The sequence below is a fragment of the Sphingomonas sp. VDB2 genome, assembly GCF_047946695.1.
In the GTDB taxonomy this organism is placed as follows: Bacteria; Pseudomonadota; Alphaproteobacteria; order Sphingomonadales; family Sphingomonadaceae; genus Sphingobium; species Sphingobium bisphenolicum.
Window position 1 is genome coordinate 3129015 of sequence record NZ_CP159615.1, and the last position, 15944, is coordinate 3144958.

Genomic DNA, 15944 nt, shown 5'->3' on the forward strand with positions numbered 1-15944 from the left:
GGATTGCCGTCGGGGCAAGGGGAAAATGTGCCGATGCGAGGCGATAGGGCGGCGGGTGGCGTCAGCGATCCCAGTTGCGCAAGGCCGGCCCCAATGCCCGTTCCAGCGGTTCCAGCCAGCGGGCGAAGCGATGCCAATGGTCGACCCCGTCGGTGAAGATGGGCTGGCGCACCTGTTCGCTGCTGGCGGTCCGCACCGCGCGCTTGTTGGTCCAGAAGGCGAGACAGGCCTGTTCGAACGGCAGGTCGAGATGGGCGAGCAGGCGCGCGACCTCGCCCGGCGTGTCGGCGACCATCTGTTCGTAGAGGACAGGATGGACCCGGCCAGGCGCGGCGGCGTCGAAGGCGGTCATAAGGGCGACATAGTCGCGATAATAATGGCCGATGTCGGTCAGATCGTAGCTGAACGCCTGGCCGCGCGCGAAATGCTGTTTCCATGCCGAGTAGCCGCAGGCCATGGGATGGCGGCGGGCGTCGATGATGCGGGCGTTGGGCAGGATCAGCCGGATCAGGCCGACATGCTGCCAGTTGTTGGGCATCTTGTCGATGAAGTGCGGCCGGTCGGTGTGGCGGTGGATGCGGGTGCGGTCGATATATTCCTCGCCCAGCCGAAGCCGGTCGGCGGGGGTGAGGGAGGCGATCATCGCGGCGAAATCGGGAAATTCGCCGTCGTCCACGCGCGATTGGAGGCGGCTGGCGATCATCATCATCTCCGGCAGCTCCATCGTGCCTTCGACCATGCTGTGGCTGGAGAGGATCTGTTCGACCAGCGTCGATCCCGCGCGCGGCAGGCCGACGATGAAGATCGGGTCCGACGCCGTGCATCCGCCAGTGCCTTGGGCGGCGAAAAAGGCGCTGGTGAAGGCATCGCGCGCCGCGGCGACTTCGGCGGAAAATTCGGCGGCGTCGTGGCGGATCATCGTGCGGCGGAGGCGGTTGCCTCGGTCGTAATGGCCAAAGGCGGCTTCGTCCTCGCCCGCATCCTCCAGCGCCTTGCCCAGCGAGAAGTGGAGGTGGAAGATGTCCTCCTGCCGGGTCGCCCGATCGGGGGCGAGGGTGGCGAGCGCGCGTTCCATCGTCGCGATGTCGGGCGCGTCCAGTTGCACCGTCTTGAGGTTGGCGAGGCTCCACCAGGCTTCGCCCATGGCCGGCTGGTGCGCCACCGCCTGGCGATAGGCGTGGACGGCGTCCTCCTGCCGCCCCAGCGTCTTGAGCGCATGGCCCAGATTCTGCCAGACCTGTGGCTGGTCGGGCTTGAGGGCGAGCAGCCGTTCGTAGATCGCGCGGGCGCCGTCCTGATCGCCCAGCCGCACCAGCACGGAGGCGCGGATCAGGTCGTAGCCGGGATGCTTCATCGGCGAGGCGGCGAGGATGTCGGCATGGTCCAGCGCGTCGGCCAGCCGGTTGTTCTGGAGCAGCAGGCGGATGAGGAAGTCACGCGCCAGGTCGAAGCCGGGGGCAAGCGCGACGGCGCGTTCGACCAGCGCCAGCGCCGCGCTCATGTCGCCGCGCCGCCACTGGATTTCGCCGGCCATGCGCACCGCTGGCGGATCGTCGCGTCCAGCGATGCGCGCGGCGGCGGTGTCGAGATCGCCCGCGTTCATCGCCATGGCCGCTTCGAGCAGGATGCGGTCGCGGGACGAGGCGTGGACGCCCGACAGGTCGGCGCGCCAGGCGTCCTGTTCCCGCCCGATCTGGCGCAACTGGGTCGAGAGCAGGAACCAGCCGGGGGCCAGAGCGGGCTGTTGCCGCAGCAGGCTTTCCAGCAGGGCGATGGCGCGGGCGTGATCGCCCGCCGCGGCCGCGGCCTGCGCCGACGCCCAGGACGAAGGGGGCGGGCGATCGATCGTGCCGGCAACGGTCGAAACAGGGTGCATCGTCTGTCCTATTTCCTTTCGGTGCTGCAGCATGAACGCGATTTTGCGGCGGCGCAACAATCTATGGGAGGCGGCGCAACTAAGCTGTTGACTCCTGCTTTCGTTGCCGCATTATCAAAGCTGGACGATCGTCATGGAATGGCGAAAGTCCAAGGGGTAGTCATAGAATCATGGATGTTGCGCGGTCGCGCGACGGGTCTGGAAACCATCCGGTTTCTGGCCGCAGAGGCCTGTGCCTTTGCGAGGGCCGGCGGAAGAATATGCCCGCAAGGGCAGGGTGCAGTGCGTCATAAACATGCGGGCAAGCCGCGGGACAGGGAGAGTGAGGCGAAGGGCGCGGTTTATCCAAGGGGGAGTCAGAACAAGATGAAAGTCCCGTCGCGTCGTCGGTCGCAGTTGATGAAGATTTTAGGAGTGACCACCATATTGGCCGGCCTGGCCGGGCCAGCCGTCGCCTTTGCCGCCGAAGCGGCGGAGCAGGTCGCACCCGATCCGGCCGCCATTGCCGCTGCCGACGATGCCGGTGGCGGCCTTACCGAAATCGTCGTCACCGCGACGCGCAGCGCGCAGTCGATCCAGAAGGTGCCTATCTCCATGCAGGCGCTGGGCGCCGAGACGCTGGCGGAGCGGCAGGTCAAGGGCTTGAGCGACTTCGCCACGCTGCTGCCGTCGGTGTCGTTCGAAGGGATCGGGCCGGGCCGCAACACCGCCTTCTTCCGCGGCATCGTGCCGGCGGGTGGCGCTTACGCCTCGGTCGGCTATTATCTCAACGACATTCCGATCACCGGTACCGAAGTCCCCGATATCCATGCCTACGATCTGGAGCGCGTCGAAGCGCTATCCGGGCCGCAGGGTACGCTCTACGGCGCGGGATCGCTGTCGGGCACCATCCGCCTGATCACGAACAAGCCCAATCTGGACAAGTTCGAATTCGGTTACGACGTCGAAGCCAATAAATATGGCAAGGGCGATTTCGGCGGCCAGCTGGAATCCTATGTCAACGTGCCGCTGAGCGATACGATGGCGGTCCGGGCCATGGGCTATTATCGCCGCGACGGCGGCTATATCGACAATACGTTCAACAACGGCACGTTCAACGATGGCCGCCCGGCCGTCTATAATCTGGGCGACAATAATCCCAACACCACCTACGCGCTGAGCAACGCCGCGATCGCCAAGGATGATTATAACACGATCAAGGAATTTGGCGGCCGCTTCCAGTTGCTGTGGCAGCCGGTCGATGGATGGGACATCACGCCGGAAATCACCGCGCAGAAACAGGTGTCGAACGGCTATTTCGGCTATGACCCGCGCGTCGGCGACCTGGAAGTCCATGATTATGACCAGACCAGGAATGACGACCGCTGGTATCAGGCGGCGCTTTCGATCCATGGCCATATCGGGGACTGGGACGTCGTGTCCGCGACCGGTTATTTCAAGCGCCGTACCCGCACGCTGAATGACTATACCTATTATACCGTCACCTATGACGGCTTCGGCGCGGGCTATGAAAGCTATCTGCAGTTTTTCGACAATTGCACCGGAACGGGCGCGGCGCAGCAATGCGCGATGATCAACCCGACCCAATATTATCATGCCGATACGCATCGCAACAAGTTCACGCAGGAACTGCGCATTTCCACGCCCAAGGACTGGCCGTTCGACGTCACGATCGGCGGTTTCTACCAGCGGCAGAAGAATGAGCTGAACACCAGTTACGCCATTCGCGGGCTGGATACGATCACCGGCTATACCGCGACCGGCGGCGGCGATGTCGCGGGCGGATTGATCGGCGTGCCCGCGATGTACGGCATCGCCTATGACGAGGACGGCAATCCCTATTTCGACACGACCGACGTCATCAATCCGAACGGCAATCCGCTCGGCACGATGTTGCTCGGGACGCAGGCGGTGAAGGGCGACGCCTTCTACTTCGTCGAGCAGAACCAGCTCTATCATGACAAGGCGATCTTCGCCGAAGGCCATTATAACATCACGCCCACGCTGAAACTGACCGGCGGCATCCGTTATTTCTGGACCGACTATAAGGTGAAGGGCTTTGCCGGCGTCGCCGGATCGGCGGCCGGCGTGGGCTGTACGACGCCCCTGCCCGACGACGAGCGCCTGACCTGTATCAACACCAATACCAATGCAGCCGACGGCACCGGCCGTTACAAGGAGGATGGCGAGACACACAAGATCGCGCTCGACTGGCAGTTTCAGCCCGACAAGATGGTCTATTTCAATTATTCGACCGGTTTTCGACCCGGTGGGTACAACCGGCCGCTGCGCATCCGCAGCCTGGGCAAGATCGTGGACGTCGCCCCGTTCGAATCGGAAAAGCTGACCAATTTCGAGCTGGGCGTGAAGACCACCTGGAACAATATGTTCCGCTTCAACGCCGCTGTCTATTACGAGAAATGGAACAATATCCAGTATAGTGTCGTGGTCGCGGGCGCGCAGGGTGCGGGGATGACCGGCAATGCGGGCAAGGCGGTGGTCAAGGGCATCGAATATGATGCCGACCTGAAACTGGGCAAGTTCACCTTCTCCACCTCCGGCGCGTATAATGACGGCAAGTTGAAGGGGGACTTCTGCAACTTTGCGTTGAATGCCGCCGGGGATGCGATCGGGCAACTTAGCAGTTGCGCACCGGGTGTCGATGTTGGCGCAAATCCGCCGATCCCGTCCGTCGCCGCCGCCGACGGCACACGCCTGCCGCGCCAGCCCAAGTTCAAGGGCAATACATCGATCCGCTACGACACCTATATGGGCGATTACAGCGCCTATATTCAGGGCGCGGCGCTCTACCAGACCGGCGCGACGCAGGACCTGAACGTCGACAGCAATGCGCTGCTGGGCAACACCAAGGGTTTCGTCAGCTTCGATTTTTCCGGCGGGATCAAGAAGGATAATTGGAGCCTGACCCTGTTCCTGCAGAACGCCTTCGACAAGCGGGGGCAACTGACCCGGAACACCTTCTGCTCGATCGACTTCTGTTCGGGATCGTCGCGTACCTTCACGATCAAGCCGCAATTTTTCGGCATCCGCTTCGGCCAGAAATTCTGATCGCGGCGATATTTCCAGGAAATGGGGACCGCCGTCGAATCAGCAGATTCGGCGGCGATTCGCGCGTGGCGGCCCCGGGACGTCATCGACGGAGCGTTTATGACATCGGGCCAGTGGAAACCGGCAATCCGGGCCGGGTTAATCCGTAATTCATCCGCCTTTTTGGCGGAATAGCGTGCTTTCCGCCAGTCCTTCAACTCAACCGGGTGGATGCACGACCGGACAGAATCGCATTGCCCGAACGCCCTTCTCCAGCGTCCAACGACGCAGTCATTTTGACTATCAGGAGAATAATATGTCGCCCTCTTTGACGAAAATAGGGGCCCTGACCGCGGTTTTGGTGGGCTCGATGGGCCTGACAGGCTGCGCCACCAAAGGGTTTGTACGCGAACAGGTCGCCACCGTGAACCAGCGCGTCGACGCGCTCGACGCGAAATTGCAGACGACCGACGGCACGGCGCAGCAGGCCCTGGCGGAAGCCCGCGCCGCATCGGGTCAGTCGCAGCAGAACAGCCAGCGGCTCGACCAGCTAAACGGACGCGTCGATGGCGTCGAGCAGCGGATGCAGGAAGCCCAGCGCAAGCGCGCGCGCAACTGATCCGCGCCAATGATACAGGACGGCGGTGTCGTCCTGATCGCTATCGGGCCGGCGCTTCCCTTGGCGTCGGCCCTTTTTGCCGACCCCTCTTTGCGAGAATATCCGATGAAGTTTCCTATGCTGCCGGCGATCGCCTTCTTGGGCGCCGGCTTGGGTCTGACCGCCACCGGACCGGCGCGGGCGGCGGAGACGGGCAAGGCGGCCGCAGCGGCGCCTGCGATAGAGGAAGCGGTCCTGTTGTCGGATGGCGCCACGCGCGTCGCCGATTGGGTCGCCACGGCGAAGGACAATCATGCGCTGCCCTATATCATCATCGATAAGCCGGCCGCCGCCGCCTATCTGTTCGACGCCAGGGGCAAGATGCTGGCCCATGCGCCGGTGCTGATCGGCATCGCGCCGGGGGACGATGCGACGCCGGGCATCGGCAGCAAAAACCTGTCCGAGATCGGACCGGCGGAAAAGACCACGCCGGCGGGGCGTTTTCTGGCGAAATTCGGCGTCGCTGCGGGCAAGCAGCGGGTGTTGTGGGTCGATTATGCGACGTCGGTGGCGCTGCACACGATCCCGCCCGGCAATCCGAAGGACAAGCGCAAGGAACGGATGCTGTCGCCGGGGATCGACGACAATCGCATCACCTTCGGCTGCATCAACGTGCCCAAGATCTTCTACAACCAGAATGTCAGCCCACGGTTTCGCAAGAAGGGCGGTTATGTCTATATCCTGCCCGACAGCAAGCCGCTGGAAGAGGTGTTTCCCCGGTTGCGGGTGCAGCCTTTCCTCAATGCCGCGGCAAGCAGCGCCGATGCGAGCCTGGCCGGCCAGTAGAGCCTAACCCTGCTGCCCCGGATAGAGCAGGCGCAGCGAGGCGGGCGCGCTGCACTGGCGGATCGCTGCGTCGACATGGCGGGCGCGTTCGGCCCTGAGCGCGGTGGTGGACAGGGGGTGCAGCCGTTCGCGCGCGACCTCCTCGGCGGTGAAGGGCGCGGTGCCGCGCGGCGCGCTGGCCCCGCCCAGCCCGAAGACGACGAAATTCATCATGTCGGCGAGCTGCTGATTATCCTTGATCCGGCTATGCGCGACATTGGGCAGGCGGATCAGATAGGCGCGGGCCGCCGGCGTGCAGAGGAACCAGCCGACCCGCCCGCGCAGTTCGGGCAGGCGTGCGGGCGCGGCGCTGCCTGCGACGCCGTGGCAGCCCGCGCATTGTTCGACATAGTCGGCGCGGGCCGTCGCCGGGTCCGTGATCGCCGCGGGCAGCAGGCCCATGGGCGGCAGTGCCGCACGCAGGCCCGCGGTAGCGCCGAGCAGGAGCAGGACGCACAGGATCATCGGCCGCGCCGTTCCGTGCGCCCGCGCAGGCAAGCGCTCCGTGCCACCGTCTGGACTGGGCGCCCGCCTGCGCGGGAACATGGGACGGTCTGACAAGGGCATTATGCCTTAGCTCGCGGCCCCCACCAGTACCGCGGTGGAGCAATGATAGTCCATGCTGCTGGTGCCGAAGCACCAGATCACGTCATTGTTGAGCTGGGGCATGTAGAGCTGGGTTTCGCGATCGGTATTGTCGCAGCCGCACTGGCCGCAGGCGGGCTTGCCGCAACAGTCGCGATAGGCGATGAGATAGGCCTTGCCGTCGTCCGGGTTGATGCAGGTGCCGACCCAGGAGACGGGCGACGGCTCTGCGCCCGGCGGGCAGCTGTGGATGCCGCCGCCGCAGCAGGTGCAGAGCGCGCCGTCGATCGCGCAATAGCGCCAATAGTCGCATTTGCTGTCGTCCTTCGTCTGCGCGCTGCGGGCGAAGAAGGTCTTGCCGTCGGGCGACCGGTCGGGCTTGGCCGCCTCGGCCCGGCTCACCGGCAGCAGCGGGAAGGCCGGGGCGGCGACCAGCGCGGCGCCCAGGCGCGAGAGCATCGAGCGGCGCGAACTGGCCCCGGCGAATGTGCGCAGCAGCTTTTCGCCCATGCTGTCGGCGTCGAATTTTTTCATGGAATGTGCCCCCATTTCTGCCGTCAGGCCGCCTGCGCCTTCAGCCCGCTGATATAATCCTGCACCGTGGCGATGCCCATTTCATGCGCGACCACCAGGCTTTCGAGATGTTCGCGGCTGTTCACCAGCCCCTTGGACAGGATCGCGCCTTCCTCGTCCAGCAGCACCGCGAAGGGCAGCTTGGCGACCGACAAGGCCTGGCCCACTTCCGGTCCATTGAGGAAGGCATGGCCCTCCAGCCCATGCTGCGCGATCATCGCGCGCTGGGTTGCGACATCGTCGTCGCCCACGAAGGTCAGCGCCACGCGTTCGGCGCGGGCGAAGCTGGTCGCCATCGGGATCACCGCCTTGCACAGCGGACATTGTGCCGACACGAAGAGCAGGAGGCGCAGCTTCACGCCATGGGCGTGGCCGCCGACGCTGACCGGCTGGCCGTCGAGCGTGGTGGCCGGGATCGCGCCGATCGCGCCGCCCACTGCCGGGCCGCCGCTGGTGGCGAGCGCACCGGCCGGGGCCACGCGGATGTGCAGCACGCCCACCTGCCGCGCCAGCGCCAGCAGCGCGACGACGAGACCGATGATGATGATCCAGGACAGGATCTGGGAGATAATCAGCGAGGTCAGCATGGCAGGCTTATCTCCGATGGGCAGGCGACGCGGCGAGCGCGGCCAGCGACTGGAAGAGCAGGCAGAGAAGCGTGATGGCGACACCGGATGCCAGCGCGGTAGCGATGTCGATCGCGCCGAAGACGGGCGGTACAGGCAGGCGCAACGCCAGCAGCGCAGCGAGCGCGCCGTTACGCGCCACCAGCGGCCAGCCGATCGGGTGGCGCAGCGCGCCATGGCCGCAGCCGCAATCGATATGACCGCGCCCGCGCGCGATGTTGATTGCCATTGCGCCAGCGAACAGCAGCAGCAGGGCGATGCCGAGCAACGCCGGCAACGGGCGCAGGCCGATCAGCAGCGCCGCGCCGGTCGCGACCTCCACCGCCGGCAAGAGGCGTGCGGCGGGCATGATCAGTCGTCGGGGCAGCAGGCGATAATTGGCGATCACGCCGGGCAGCAGCGCACGGTGCCGCCACTGATCCACGCCGCCGGCCAGGAACAGCAGGCCGATGGCGATCGAGACGGCGAGGCCGAACAGGGCCGGCATCTGTCCCCCCAGCGCCATGGTCAGGACGGTTCCAGCACGGTGATGATGCCGCCACCGGCCTTTTCAATCTTGTGCTTTTCCTCGCCGGTGGCGACATCCAGCACCTGCACCTCGCCCTTTTCACCGTTCATGTAGAGCAGGGGCTTGTCGGTCTGGGACACTTCGATATTGTTCATCGGCTCCTTGAGTACGAAGCGCTTCACCACCTTCTTCGCGGCGACATCGACCTGCCACACTTCGCTGCCCGATGCCTTGTGCGTCCAATATTCGCCCATATGCATCAGCACGAACATCATGCCCGTCGGGCGGTGCAGCGCCATGGGCTGGCGGCCGCCGGGATACCAGTTGAGTTCGAGCGGCTTGGTGTCGCCGACGCGGATGCCGGCCGCCGCCTGGATCGAGAAGGGCGCGGATACGGTCGGCGTCGCACTGATCTTCGCAGTGTAGATCTGGCCGGTATAGGTCAGGAAGGTGGTCTGCTTCTTGATCCGGTCATAGGCGAAATTGTCGAAGATCGGATCGTCGCTGGCCGAGAAGAAGGGCGCCGTATGGGTGATGTCGGCCTTCGTCCCCTTGATCGCAACGGTGGCGAGCGACCCGTCGGAGCAGAGCGCGGAGAAGCCGACGCCCGGATTGGGCATCAGGCTGGCGCAGCCGGGCAGTTCGATCGCGGTGATCAGCTTGCGCTTGACCAGATCGACGATGTTCACGCCCGATGTGGGACTGAAATCATAGACATAGCCGGTCTTGCCATCGTCGCTGATGATGAAATTATTCTTGCGCGACCCGATGAGCAGGCGACCGGGCATGGCGATTTCGGTGACCAGGTTCAGCGTCTTGCTGTCATAGACGGTGACCATGTCCTGCCGCGTGCCACGGTCGTTTTTCGACCAGATGGTTTCGGCGACATAATAATATTTGCCGGCCGGATCGATCGCCATGTCGGCCAGTCGCCGGGTTTCGACCATGCCCTTCATCTTGCCGCTTTCGCCGTCGAAGATGCTGGTGCCCGGCATATCCCACCCGCCGTCCACGAAAAACCATGTCGGCTTGGGCGGATCGATGGTCATGGTGTCGGATTCTTCCGGCTCCACCGACGCCATGGTGTCGGCCGGCGCCGCCTGCGCCATGGCGGCGCTGGCGAGCAGCGATCCGCAGAGGGCGGCGGCGAATATCCTGAAACTGGTCTTCGACATGCTGGCTGATCCCCCTGATCCCTGCTGCGTCGGGAACAAGGTTTGACAGCTGTCCAGATTTGGTCAAGGGGGCGAAACGCCGTAGCAACAAATAAATGTTGCGGTGCGAAAAAGTCAGGCCAGTTCCGGCTCTCTGGCAGGAGCCAGGGCGGCGATATCCGCCGAGGTCGCGGTCCGGGCCAGCGTCAGCAGCGACTGGACGGCGAGCGCGGTGAAGGCGGGCATCTTGTCGGCCCAGGGCTTGCCATGGCCCAGGAACGGCGTGGCGCCTTCCATCGTGGCGCTGATGAACAGGGCGACGGTGCGGACGTCATCGGGCGACAGTGCAGGATTGATCGCCGCGACATGGTCGCCGATCACGCCATGGACCCGATCGTAGAAGGCCTTGACCCGGTCGGCGACGAAGGGGTTGTGATTGGCCAGCGCCCATAATTCGGTGAAGAGGTGGGTGGTCCGCTTCGACCCGATATCGTCGAGGCACAGGATGATGACCAGTTTCAGCCGCTCTTCCGCGGTCAGGCCGGGCTTGCGCACGACTTCGTCGAGCAGCTTGCCATAGCTGTCGACCAGTTCGTCCAGGAGCACCTGGATCAGCATTTCCTTGCGCGGAAAATGATAGCTGACATTGCCCACCTTCATGTCGCAGCGCGCGGCGATGCGGCGGATGGTGAAGGCATCCGCCCCCTCGTCGATCAGCACATCCATCGCCGCCTTGAGAATGGCGTCGACCGTTTCGGTGCCGCGAGCATAGATGCCGGGACGGGAGGGGGGGCGTAACTGCGTCATTTAACTTATTTCGGGCTGTATCATCCCTTTCCTGCGGTGGCCAGAAAAGATGGGCCGGCAATGGAGGGTTCCGGCCTGTCCTTCGTCTTTCACTCTTCAAACAGTTTGAATTCGGCCAGACGGGTCGCCTTGCCCCTTGGTTGCGTGAAGCGCAGGCGGACCTTGCTGGTCCGCACTCGCGGCCAGCGTATGTCGGTGACGCCGTTGGCGATCGGGCTGCCCCGGGGCGTCGCGATGTCGCGCCAGTCGCCATCGACCCAGGCCTGAAGCCGGTAGGCCTGCGGGACGGCATAGCCCTTGCCATCGGCGAAGAAGGCCAGTTCGGCGCGGGCGAGAGCGACCGGCTTGCCCAGGTCGACGGCGTACCATTGATCGGCCGGGGACGAAGCGGGAGAGGGGGCGGACGACCAGCCGTTCGGCAGTTCGGGGAAGAACCATGTCCGGCCGTCGATCGCGTCATGGATGTTCTCAGGGTCGATGGCGCTGGAGGCCGAGCCGATCGGGAATTGCCCGCGCACCAGTTGCACCGCGCGGTTGACAGGGCGGGCGATCGCAGGCGTCGGGGCGCGCGCGACCGGGACTTCGACCCGACCCAGCGTGTCGCGGCGGGCGACTTCCCTGCCGTCCACTTCGATCGACAGGCCCTTGCCGCGCCTGTAATGCCTGCCGTCCGCGTCCCATGTCACGGCGATCCTGTGGCCATGATAGGGAACGTCCTGCACCCGGAACCAGGCAAGGGCCTGGGCGTCGGCCGCATCGGGCAGCAGCGGGTTCACCTCCAGCACGTCGTCGGCGCGGGGACGGATGCCGACCAGCCCGGTCAGGATCAGGTCGTTGAAGCCCGAATGGAAATAATGGTGGCTGCGGTCGAGGCCGACGATCGGCTTGCCGGTTTCGGGGTGATAATCCTCCTCGATGTCCAGTTTGCTGCCCTGATAGTGAAGCGCGGCATATTGGCGCAACAGGCGCATATAGGCGCTGCGGGTGACGGGGCCGGTCGCCCTGGCATGGTCCAGCAGGTTGGCCATGCCGTGCAGCACCTGCGTGGTCTGATAGGGCCAGACCGGGCCGTTCCACTGGCATTCCGGCGCATCGCCCAGATAGCGATATTGCCGCATATAATATTCGTAGTTCGCCTCGACCGTACGCATCCCGGCCCGGCCGGCGAGGGAAGCGGGGTCGAGCAGATGCGCCCACGCCGCGGCATATTTCGCGTCGTCGGGCACAAGGTCGAACATCCAGGGGAGATAGCCGACCAGTTCGCGGTTGCGGATCGGCTCCCAATAGCTGACGAAATCGTTCTTGCGCGACTGGTGGCGGTCGATGAAATGGGCGAGTTTTTCGCTCCACAGGTCGGTCAGGACGCGCTTTCGCAGGGCGTCGGCGCGGGCGGCATAGTCGGCGGCCATGGCTGCGTCGCCCGCCATCGCCGCCATGTTCGACAAGGCGCGGGCGTTGGCGAACATATAGCTGTTGACCGAAGGGCGGAAGGCGTCTCCGCCCCTAAAGCCGTCCTTGCCGCCCGATGCGTCGATCGAGGAGACGGTATATTCGGTGGCGTCGAGTAGGGGTTCGACGAAATAGAGGCCCTCGTCGAAGTCGTATTTGTCGTCCCAGAGGCGATAGATGTGGTTCATGACGGGCAGATGTTCGATCGCATCCGCGCGGTCGCCGTCGACGAGGAAGCGGCCCCAGACGCTGTCCGCCATATGATCGGTGAAGTGTCGATCGTTGCCGCCGCTACGATACATGAAATTGATATAGTCGTCGGCGAAGCGCCGGTCGTTGAGCCAGCGCCCTTCGCCGATATGGAAGCCGCTGGCGTCGTTCAGGCTGGCATAGGGATGGCGTTGCCAGTCGACATCGTCGGCAAATTCGGTGGTGATATAGCCTTCTGCGCCCAGGTCGCGCTGATGCGCGCGATAGAGCGCCCAGCGATAATAATAGACGGCGTCGATGGCCGGATCGGCGGATTCGAAGAAGGGGATGCGGTCCCGATACCAGGGCGCGTCGTTGCCGAAGCGTTGGGCGGCGATGGCGGCTATGTCCATCGCGGCGGGCGGCGGGGGAGGCGCGGCGCTCATGCTCGCCAGAGCGGCTCCCGCCAGCAGAAGCATGGTCGTCACGCGCATGGGTCATCCCTCCTGTCACAAACGAATATGGCGGCCGTAGCGGGACTGGAGAGTATCCCGATACGGCCGCCATCTATGGGGCGCGGCGAGGAGACGCCGCCCCCCATGGGCACTCACTTGAAGGTGTAACGGACGCCCAGCGCGAAGGTGCGCGCGATCAGGGTGGTGCCCAGGTTGAACTGGTCCGGGCCGCCGACATCTTCGAACTTATAATAGGTTTGCTGCTTCGACTTGGTGAGGTTCACCGCGTCGAAGGTCACGCCCAGACGATCGTTGAGGTTCCAGGTGAGCTGGAGATCCAGGCTCTTTTCCGGGTTGCGCCACACGCCGATCGGGTTGGCGAACAGGCGGGCTTCGTTGTTCGCCAGGAACTCCTTGCGCCAGATATAGGACAGGCGCGCGCCGATCGGGCCGTTATCATAGGCCAGCGTGGCGTTGTAGCTGAGGTCAGACACGCCGAAGAAGGACGAGGTCGCCTGCCCCACAATCTCGCCGGCCGAGTTGGACAGCGGGATATTCTGCTTGGAATCGAGGATGGTCACGCTGCCGACAAAGCCGAGGCCGTTGAGCGGGCCGGGCAGGTAGCCGGGGAAATAGGTCAGGCCCAGTTCCAGACCCTTGAGCACGCCGTTCGAGGCGTTGACCGGACGGGTGATCGCGAAATAATCGGTCGCGCCGGCTTCGATACCATTGTTCGGGATATATTCCTGCACCGTCAGCGGGACGACCAGGCCGTTGATCTCGCGGCGGAAGGCGGTCGCGGTGATCGCGCTGTTGCGGTCGAAATACCATTCCAGCGCCACGTCGAAATTCTTCGAATGGGTGGGCGCCAGGTTGGCTGTGCCGGCGCTGCCGCTGCCATAGCCGACATTGGTGAGGTCGCCGGTCAGGTTGTAGTTCGGGTTGATGTCGCCGAAATTGGGACGACGCAGCGTTTCGCCATAGTTGAAGCGCAGGCGCAGATTGTCGAAAATCTCGTAGCGGGCGGTGAAGCTGGGCAGCCAGCGATCCGACCCCGACGACACGCTGGTCCGGGCGCCGCCGTTGTAGCGGTCGAAGAAATTATAGTCGGTATCCACCGTGACGTAGCGGGCGCCGGCCTGCAGCTTGAGCGGGCGGCCGAAGATCGAAATCTCGCCATCGACCTGCAGGTACATGGCGATCGTGCTTTCGTCGATGTCGAACGTCTTCTGCAGCGATAGCTGGTCCGACGTCGCCAAGCCGTAGAGGCCCCGCACCATGTCGGCATTGTCGTGCAGCCAATAGCCATTGGCCAGCGTCCAGCTTGACGGCACGTCGGCGCGGCCCTGATAGAAGTCCTTGTTGGTGAAACTGGCGTCTTCGCCCAGGCCGGCCAGCGTAGTCGCGATCAGCGGCCCGCCCTTGTCCTGTGTGCGCACGGCGTTCGACGCCTTGCGCTGGTCGATGCGGATGCCGGCCTTGACCTGACGGATGAAGCCTTCGTTCCAGGTGTAGTAGCCGTCGAGCGTGCCGGTGATGGCGCTGCCCTTGTCGCGATTGGCGTTGTCGTACAGTTCGGCGACATTCCATTTGCTGGTGTCGTTCAGCAGGCTGTCGTCGCTGAAATGGTAGGACGGGATGCCGCCACCCGCGTTGAAATCAACGTCGATCGAATCGGCGACGCGCGTGGTGCGCATGGCGATGAAGGAGCTTTTCGCCGTGCTGGTCTGATAGGCGATGTCGCCGACGATCTTGCCGCGATCGCCCAGATCCCATTTGCCGTTCAGGGCATACACATAGCTGTCGGTCTTCGACTTGCTGAAGTCGCCGCTGTTGAAACCGAAGACGTCCGCCACGCCAGTGCGCGATTTGATGATGTTGGTGCCGTCATAGGTTTCGACGGTGCCGGGGTTGCCCCACCAGTCGACGAAGCTGAACTGCAGGCTGTTGAAGGTTTCGCCGCGGAAGCCGGCGTAGAAGACTTCGGCCGTGTAGACCGAGCTGCTGTTGGGCGCCCATTGCAGCGCGACGTTGAAGGACGGGCGCTCACGCTTGCCATAGAGGTCGGAGCTGAACACCGCGTCGCGCGACAGATAATAGGGCGTATCGACGCCGTTGATGTTCAGCGTCGAACCGGCCGCCGTGGGCAGGCCGCGATCCAGGCCCGGCTGCCAGTTCACATTATCCGGGCCGGGGAAGATGCGCTCCAGCGGCGACAGGCCGGAACCGGCGGCGGGCGTTTCGGTGGCGAAGGGCACGAGCGCGCCGGCCGTGACGGTCTGGTCGCGATATTTGGTGCGGGTGTAGCTGCCGTTCACCAGGATGCCGATATCGCCGATGCCGGTTTCCCAGCGGTCGCTGACCAGCAGCGCGACGTTGGGGTTATAGGTATCGGCCTGTTCATTGTAGATGCCGCGGGCGAGGCCGGAAATGGCGAAGCCGTCGAAATCGAACGGGCGGCGGGTCTGGACGTCGACCTGCCCGGCAAGCCCGGTTTCGATCTGGTCGGCCGAGCGCGTCTTGTAGACGTCGACGCGATTGACGAGGTTCGCGGAAATATCCTGTAGCGCAAAGCCCTGGCCAGCCGCAGTAAAGATGTTGCGGCCGTTGAGCGTGGTGAGTGCATCGGGCAGGCCGCGGATCGAGATGCCGGAGGCTTCGCCGCCGGTGCGGTTGGTGACCTGAATGCCGGTGACGCGCTGGAGCGCTTCGATGACATTATTGTCGGGCAGCTTGCCCACGTCTTCCGACACGATCGAATCGACGATCTGGGTCGATTGCTTGCGGACGTTGAGCGCGCCGACGATCGAGGCGCGGACGCCGGTAACGACGATGTCGGCGGCTTCGTCCTGCGGTGCGGCATCGACGGCGGTCTGGGCGTGGGCGGCCCCCGCCAGCATCAGCGCGAACATGGACGCGGAACCGAGTGCGATCGGCTTGAAAGCCATTGGACAATCCTCCCCTGGAGCTGGCGCTTGGGCCATGCGTGAATTACTCGGACTAATTATTGCTCCGACAAATGAATCGCAAGCGGAATTTTGCGGTTCATTACAGCGAAATTTCAGCGATGTGATATTATTGCCGCACGCCTGCATGGCTGGGTTTTCCGGCGCATTTCCGTAAGGTCACGCATGGAAAAAGGGCGCCCTGCGTGTCGCGGGACGCCCTTGGGATATTGAATTGTCAGACTT

12 protein-coding genes are annotated in these 15944 nt (G+C 64.1%); 3 read left to right on the forward strand and 9 right to left on the reverse strand.

The genetic code is table 11. From position 1 onward, the window contains the following. Positions 1-61 precede the first annotated feature (61 nt). Complete coding sequence (locus tag ABT375_RS15660) at positions 62-1876, reverse strand: sulfotransferase (protein ID WP_416463260.1); 1815 nt, start codon at positions 1874-1876, stop codon at positions 62-64. A 399-nt stretch (positions 1877-2275) separates the two neighbouring features. On the opposite strand from ABT375_RS15660, the gene ABT375_RS15665 reads away from it, so the two are divergent. From ABT375_RS15665 to ABT375_RS15675, 3 genes are all read left to right on the forward strand, one after another. Beyond that, positions 2276-4945 carry a TonB-dependent receptor gene (locus ABT375_RS15665; RefSeq protein WP_416463261.1) on the forward strand — a complete coding sequence of 890 codons (2670 nt, stop codon included), beginning with the start codon at positions 2276-2278 and terminating at the stop codon, positions 4943-4945. A 295-nt stretch (positions 4946-5240) separates the two neighbouring features. Next, positions 5241-5543, forward strand: a complete 303-nt coding sequence (locus tag ABT375_RS15670; RefSeq protein ID WP_224550166.1) for a hypothetical protein — start codon at positions 5241-5243, stop codon at positions 5541-5543. Positions 5544-5648: 105 nt separating this feature from the next. Next, positions 5649-6368: a hypothetical protein gene (locus ABT375_RS15675; protein WP_224550167.1), complete on the forward strand. Its 720-nt coding sequence runs from the start codon at positions 5649-5651 to the stop codon at positions 6366-6368. 3 nt (positions 6369-6371) lie between these two features. Here the strand turns inward: ABT375_RS15675 and ABT375_RS15680 are convergent, their stop codons facing one another. The 8 genes from ABT375_RS15680 to ABT375_RS15715 form a co-directional block, all read right to left on the reverse strand. Continuing rightward, positions 6372-6872, reverse strand: a complete 501-nt coding sequence (locus ABT375_RS15680; RefSeq protein ID WP_224550168.1) for a cytochrome C — start codon at positions 6870-6872, stop codon at positions 6372-6374. Between the two features lie 108 nt (positions 6873-6980). Continuing rightward, positions 6981-7526, reverse strand: coding sequence for a methylamine dehydrogenase light chain (locus ABT375_RS15685; protein ID WP_224550169.1), 546 nt, complete (start codon positions 7524-7526; stop codon positions 6981-6983). A 23-nt stretch (positions 7527-7549) separates the two neighbouring features. Further along, positions 7550-8152: a methylamine utilization protein MauD gene (locus tag ABT375_RS15690; protein WP_416463262.1), complete on the reverse strand. Its 603-nt coding sequence runs from the start codon at positions 8150-8152 to the stop codon at positions 7550-7552. Between the two features lie 7 nt (positions 8153-8159). Beyond that, positions 8160-8696 (reverse strand): MauE/DoxX family redox-associated membrane protein, encoded by a 537-nt coding sequence (locus ABT375_RS15695; RefSeq protein ID WP_416463263.1) that lies wholly within the window; start codon positions 8694-8696, stop codon positions 8160-8162. A 2-nt stretch (positions 8697-8698) separates the two neighbouring features. Continuing rightward, positions 8699-9874, reverse strand: coding sequence for an amine dehydrogenase large subunit (locus ABT375_RS15700; RefSeq protein ID WP_416463264.1), 1176 nt, complete (start codon positions 9872-9874; stop codon positions 8699-8701). 114 nt (positions 9875-9988) lie between these two features. Next, positions 9989-10660, reverse strand: coding sequence for a TetR/AcrR family transcriptional regulator (locus ABT375_RS15705; RefSeq protein ID WP_224550173.1), 672 nt, complete (start codon positions 10658-10660; stop codon positions 9989-9991). Positions 10661-10749: 89 nt separating this feature from the next. Beyond that, the gene (locus ABT375_RS15710) at positions 10750-12792 is read right to left on the reverse strand and encodes an MGH1-like glycoside hydrolase domain-containing protein (RefSeq protein ID WP_416463265.1); all 2043 of its coding nucleotides are present in this window, start codon (positions 12790-12792) and stop codon (positions 10750-10752) included. A gap of 113 nt (positions 12793-12905) precedes the next feature. Next, positions 12906-15701, reverse strand: coding sequence for a TonB-dependent receptor (locus ABT375_RS15715; RefSeq protein WP_224550175.1), 2796 nt, complete (start codon positions 15699-15701; stop codon positions 12906-12908). Positions 15702-15944 lie beyond the last annotated feature (243 nt).

Bases quoted from the DNA above. Each gene is read 5' to 3' on its own strand.
- ABT375_RS15660 (WP_416463260.1), bottom strand. From the start codon at position 1,876: ATGCACCCTGTTTCGACCGTTGCCGGCACGATCGATCGCCCGCCCCCT.
- ABT375_RS15665 (WP_416463261.1), top strand. From the start codon at position 2,276: ATGAAGATTTTAGGAGTGACCACCATATTGGCCGGCCTGGCCGGGCCA.
- ABT375_RS15670 (WP_224550166.1), top strand. From the start codon at position 5,241: ATGTCGCCCTCTTTGACGAAAATAGGGGCCCTGACCGCGGTTTTGGTG.
- ABT375_RS15675 (WP_224550167.1), top strand. From the start codon at position 5,649: ATGAAGTTTCCTATGCTGCCGGCGATCGCCTTCTTGGGCGCCGGCTTG.
- ABT375_RS15680 (WP_224550168.1), bottom strand. From the start codon at position 6,872: ATGATCCTGTGCGTCCTGCTCCTGCTCGGCGCTACCGCGGGCCTGCGT.
- ABT375_RS15685 (WP_224550169.1), bottom strand. From the start codon at position 7,526: ATGAAAAAATTCGACGCCGACAGCATGGGCGAAAAGCTGCTGCGCACA.
- ABT375_RS15690 (WP_416463262.1), bottom strand. From the start codon at position 8,152: ATGCTGACCTCGCTGATTATCTCCCAGATCCTGTCCTGGATCATCATC.
- ABT375_RS15695 (WP_416463263.1), bottom strand. From the start codon at position 8,696: ATGGCGCTGGGGGGACAGATGCCGGCCCTGTTCGGCCTCGCCGTCTCG.
- ABT375_RS15700 (WP_416463264.1), bottom strand. From the start codon at position 9,874: ATGTCGAAGACCAGTTTCAGGATATTCGCCGCCGCCCTCTGCGGATCG.
- ABT375_RS15705 (WP_224550173.1), bottom strand. From the start codon at position 10,660: ATGACGCAGTTACGCCCCCCCTCCCGTCCCGGCATCTATGCTCGCGGC.
- ABT375_RS15710 (WP_416463265.1), bottom strand. From the start codon at position 12,792: ATGCGCGTGACGACCATGCTTCTGCTGGCGGGAGCCGCTCTGGCGAGC.
- ABT375_RS15715 (WP_224550175.1), bottom strand. From the start codon at position 15,701: ATGGCTTTCAAGCCGATCGCACTCGGTTCCGCGTCCATGTTCGCGCTG.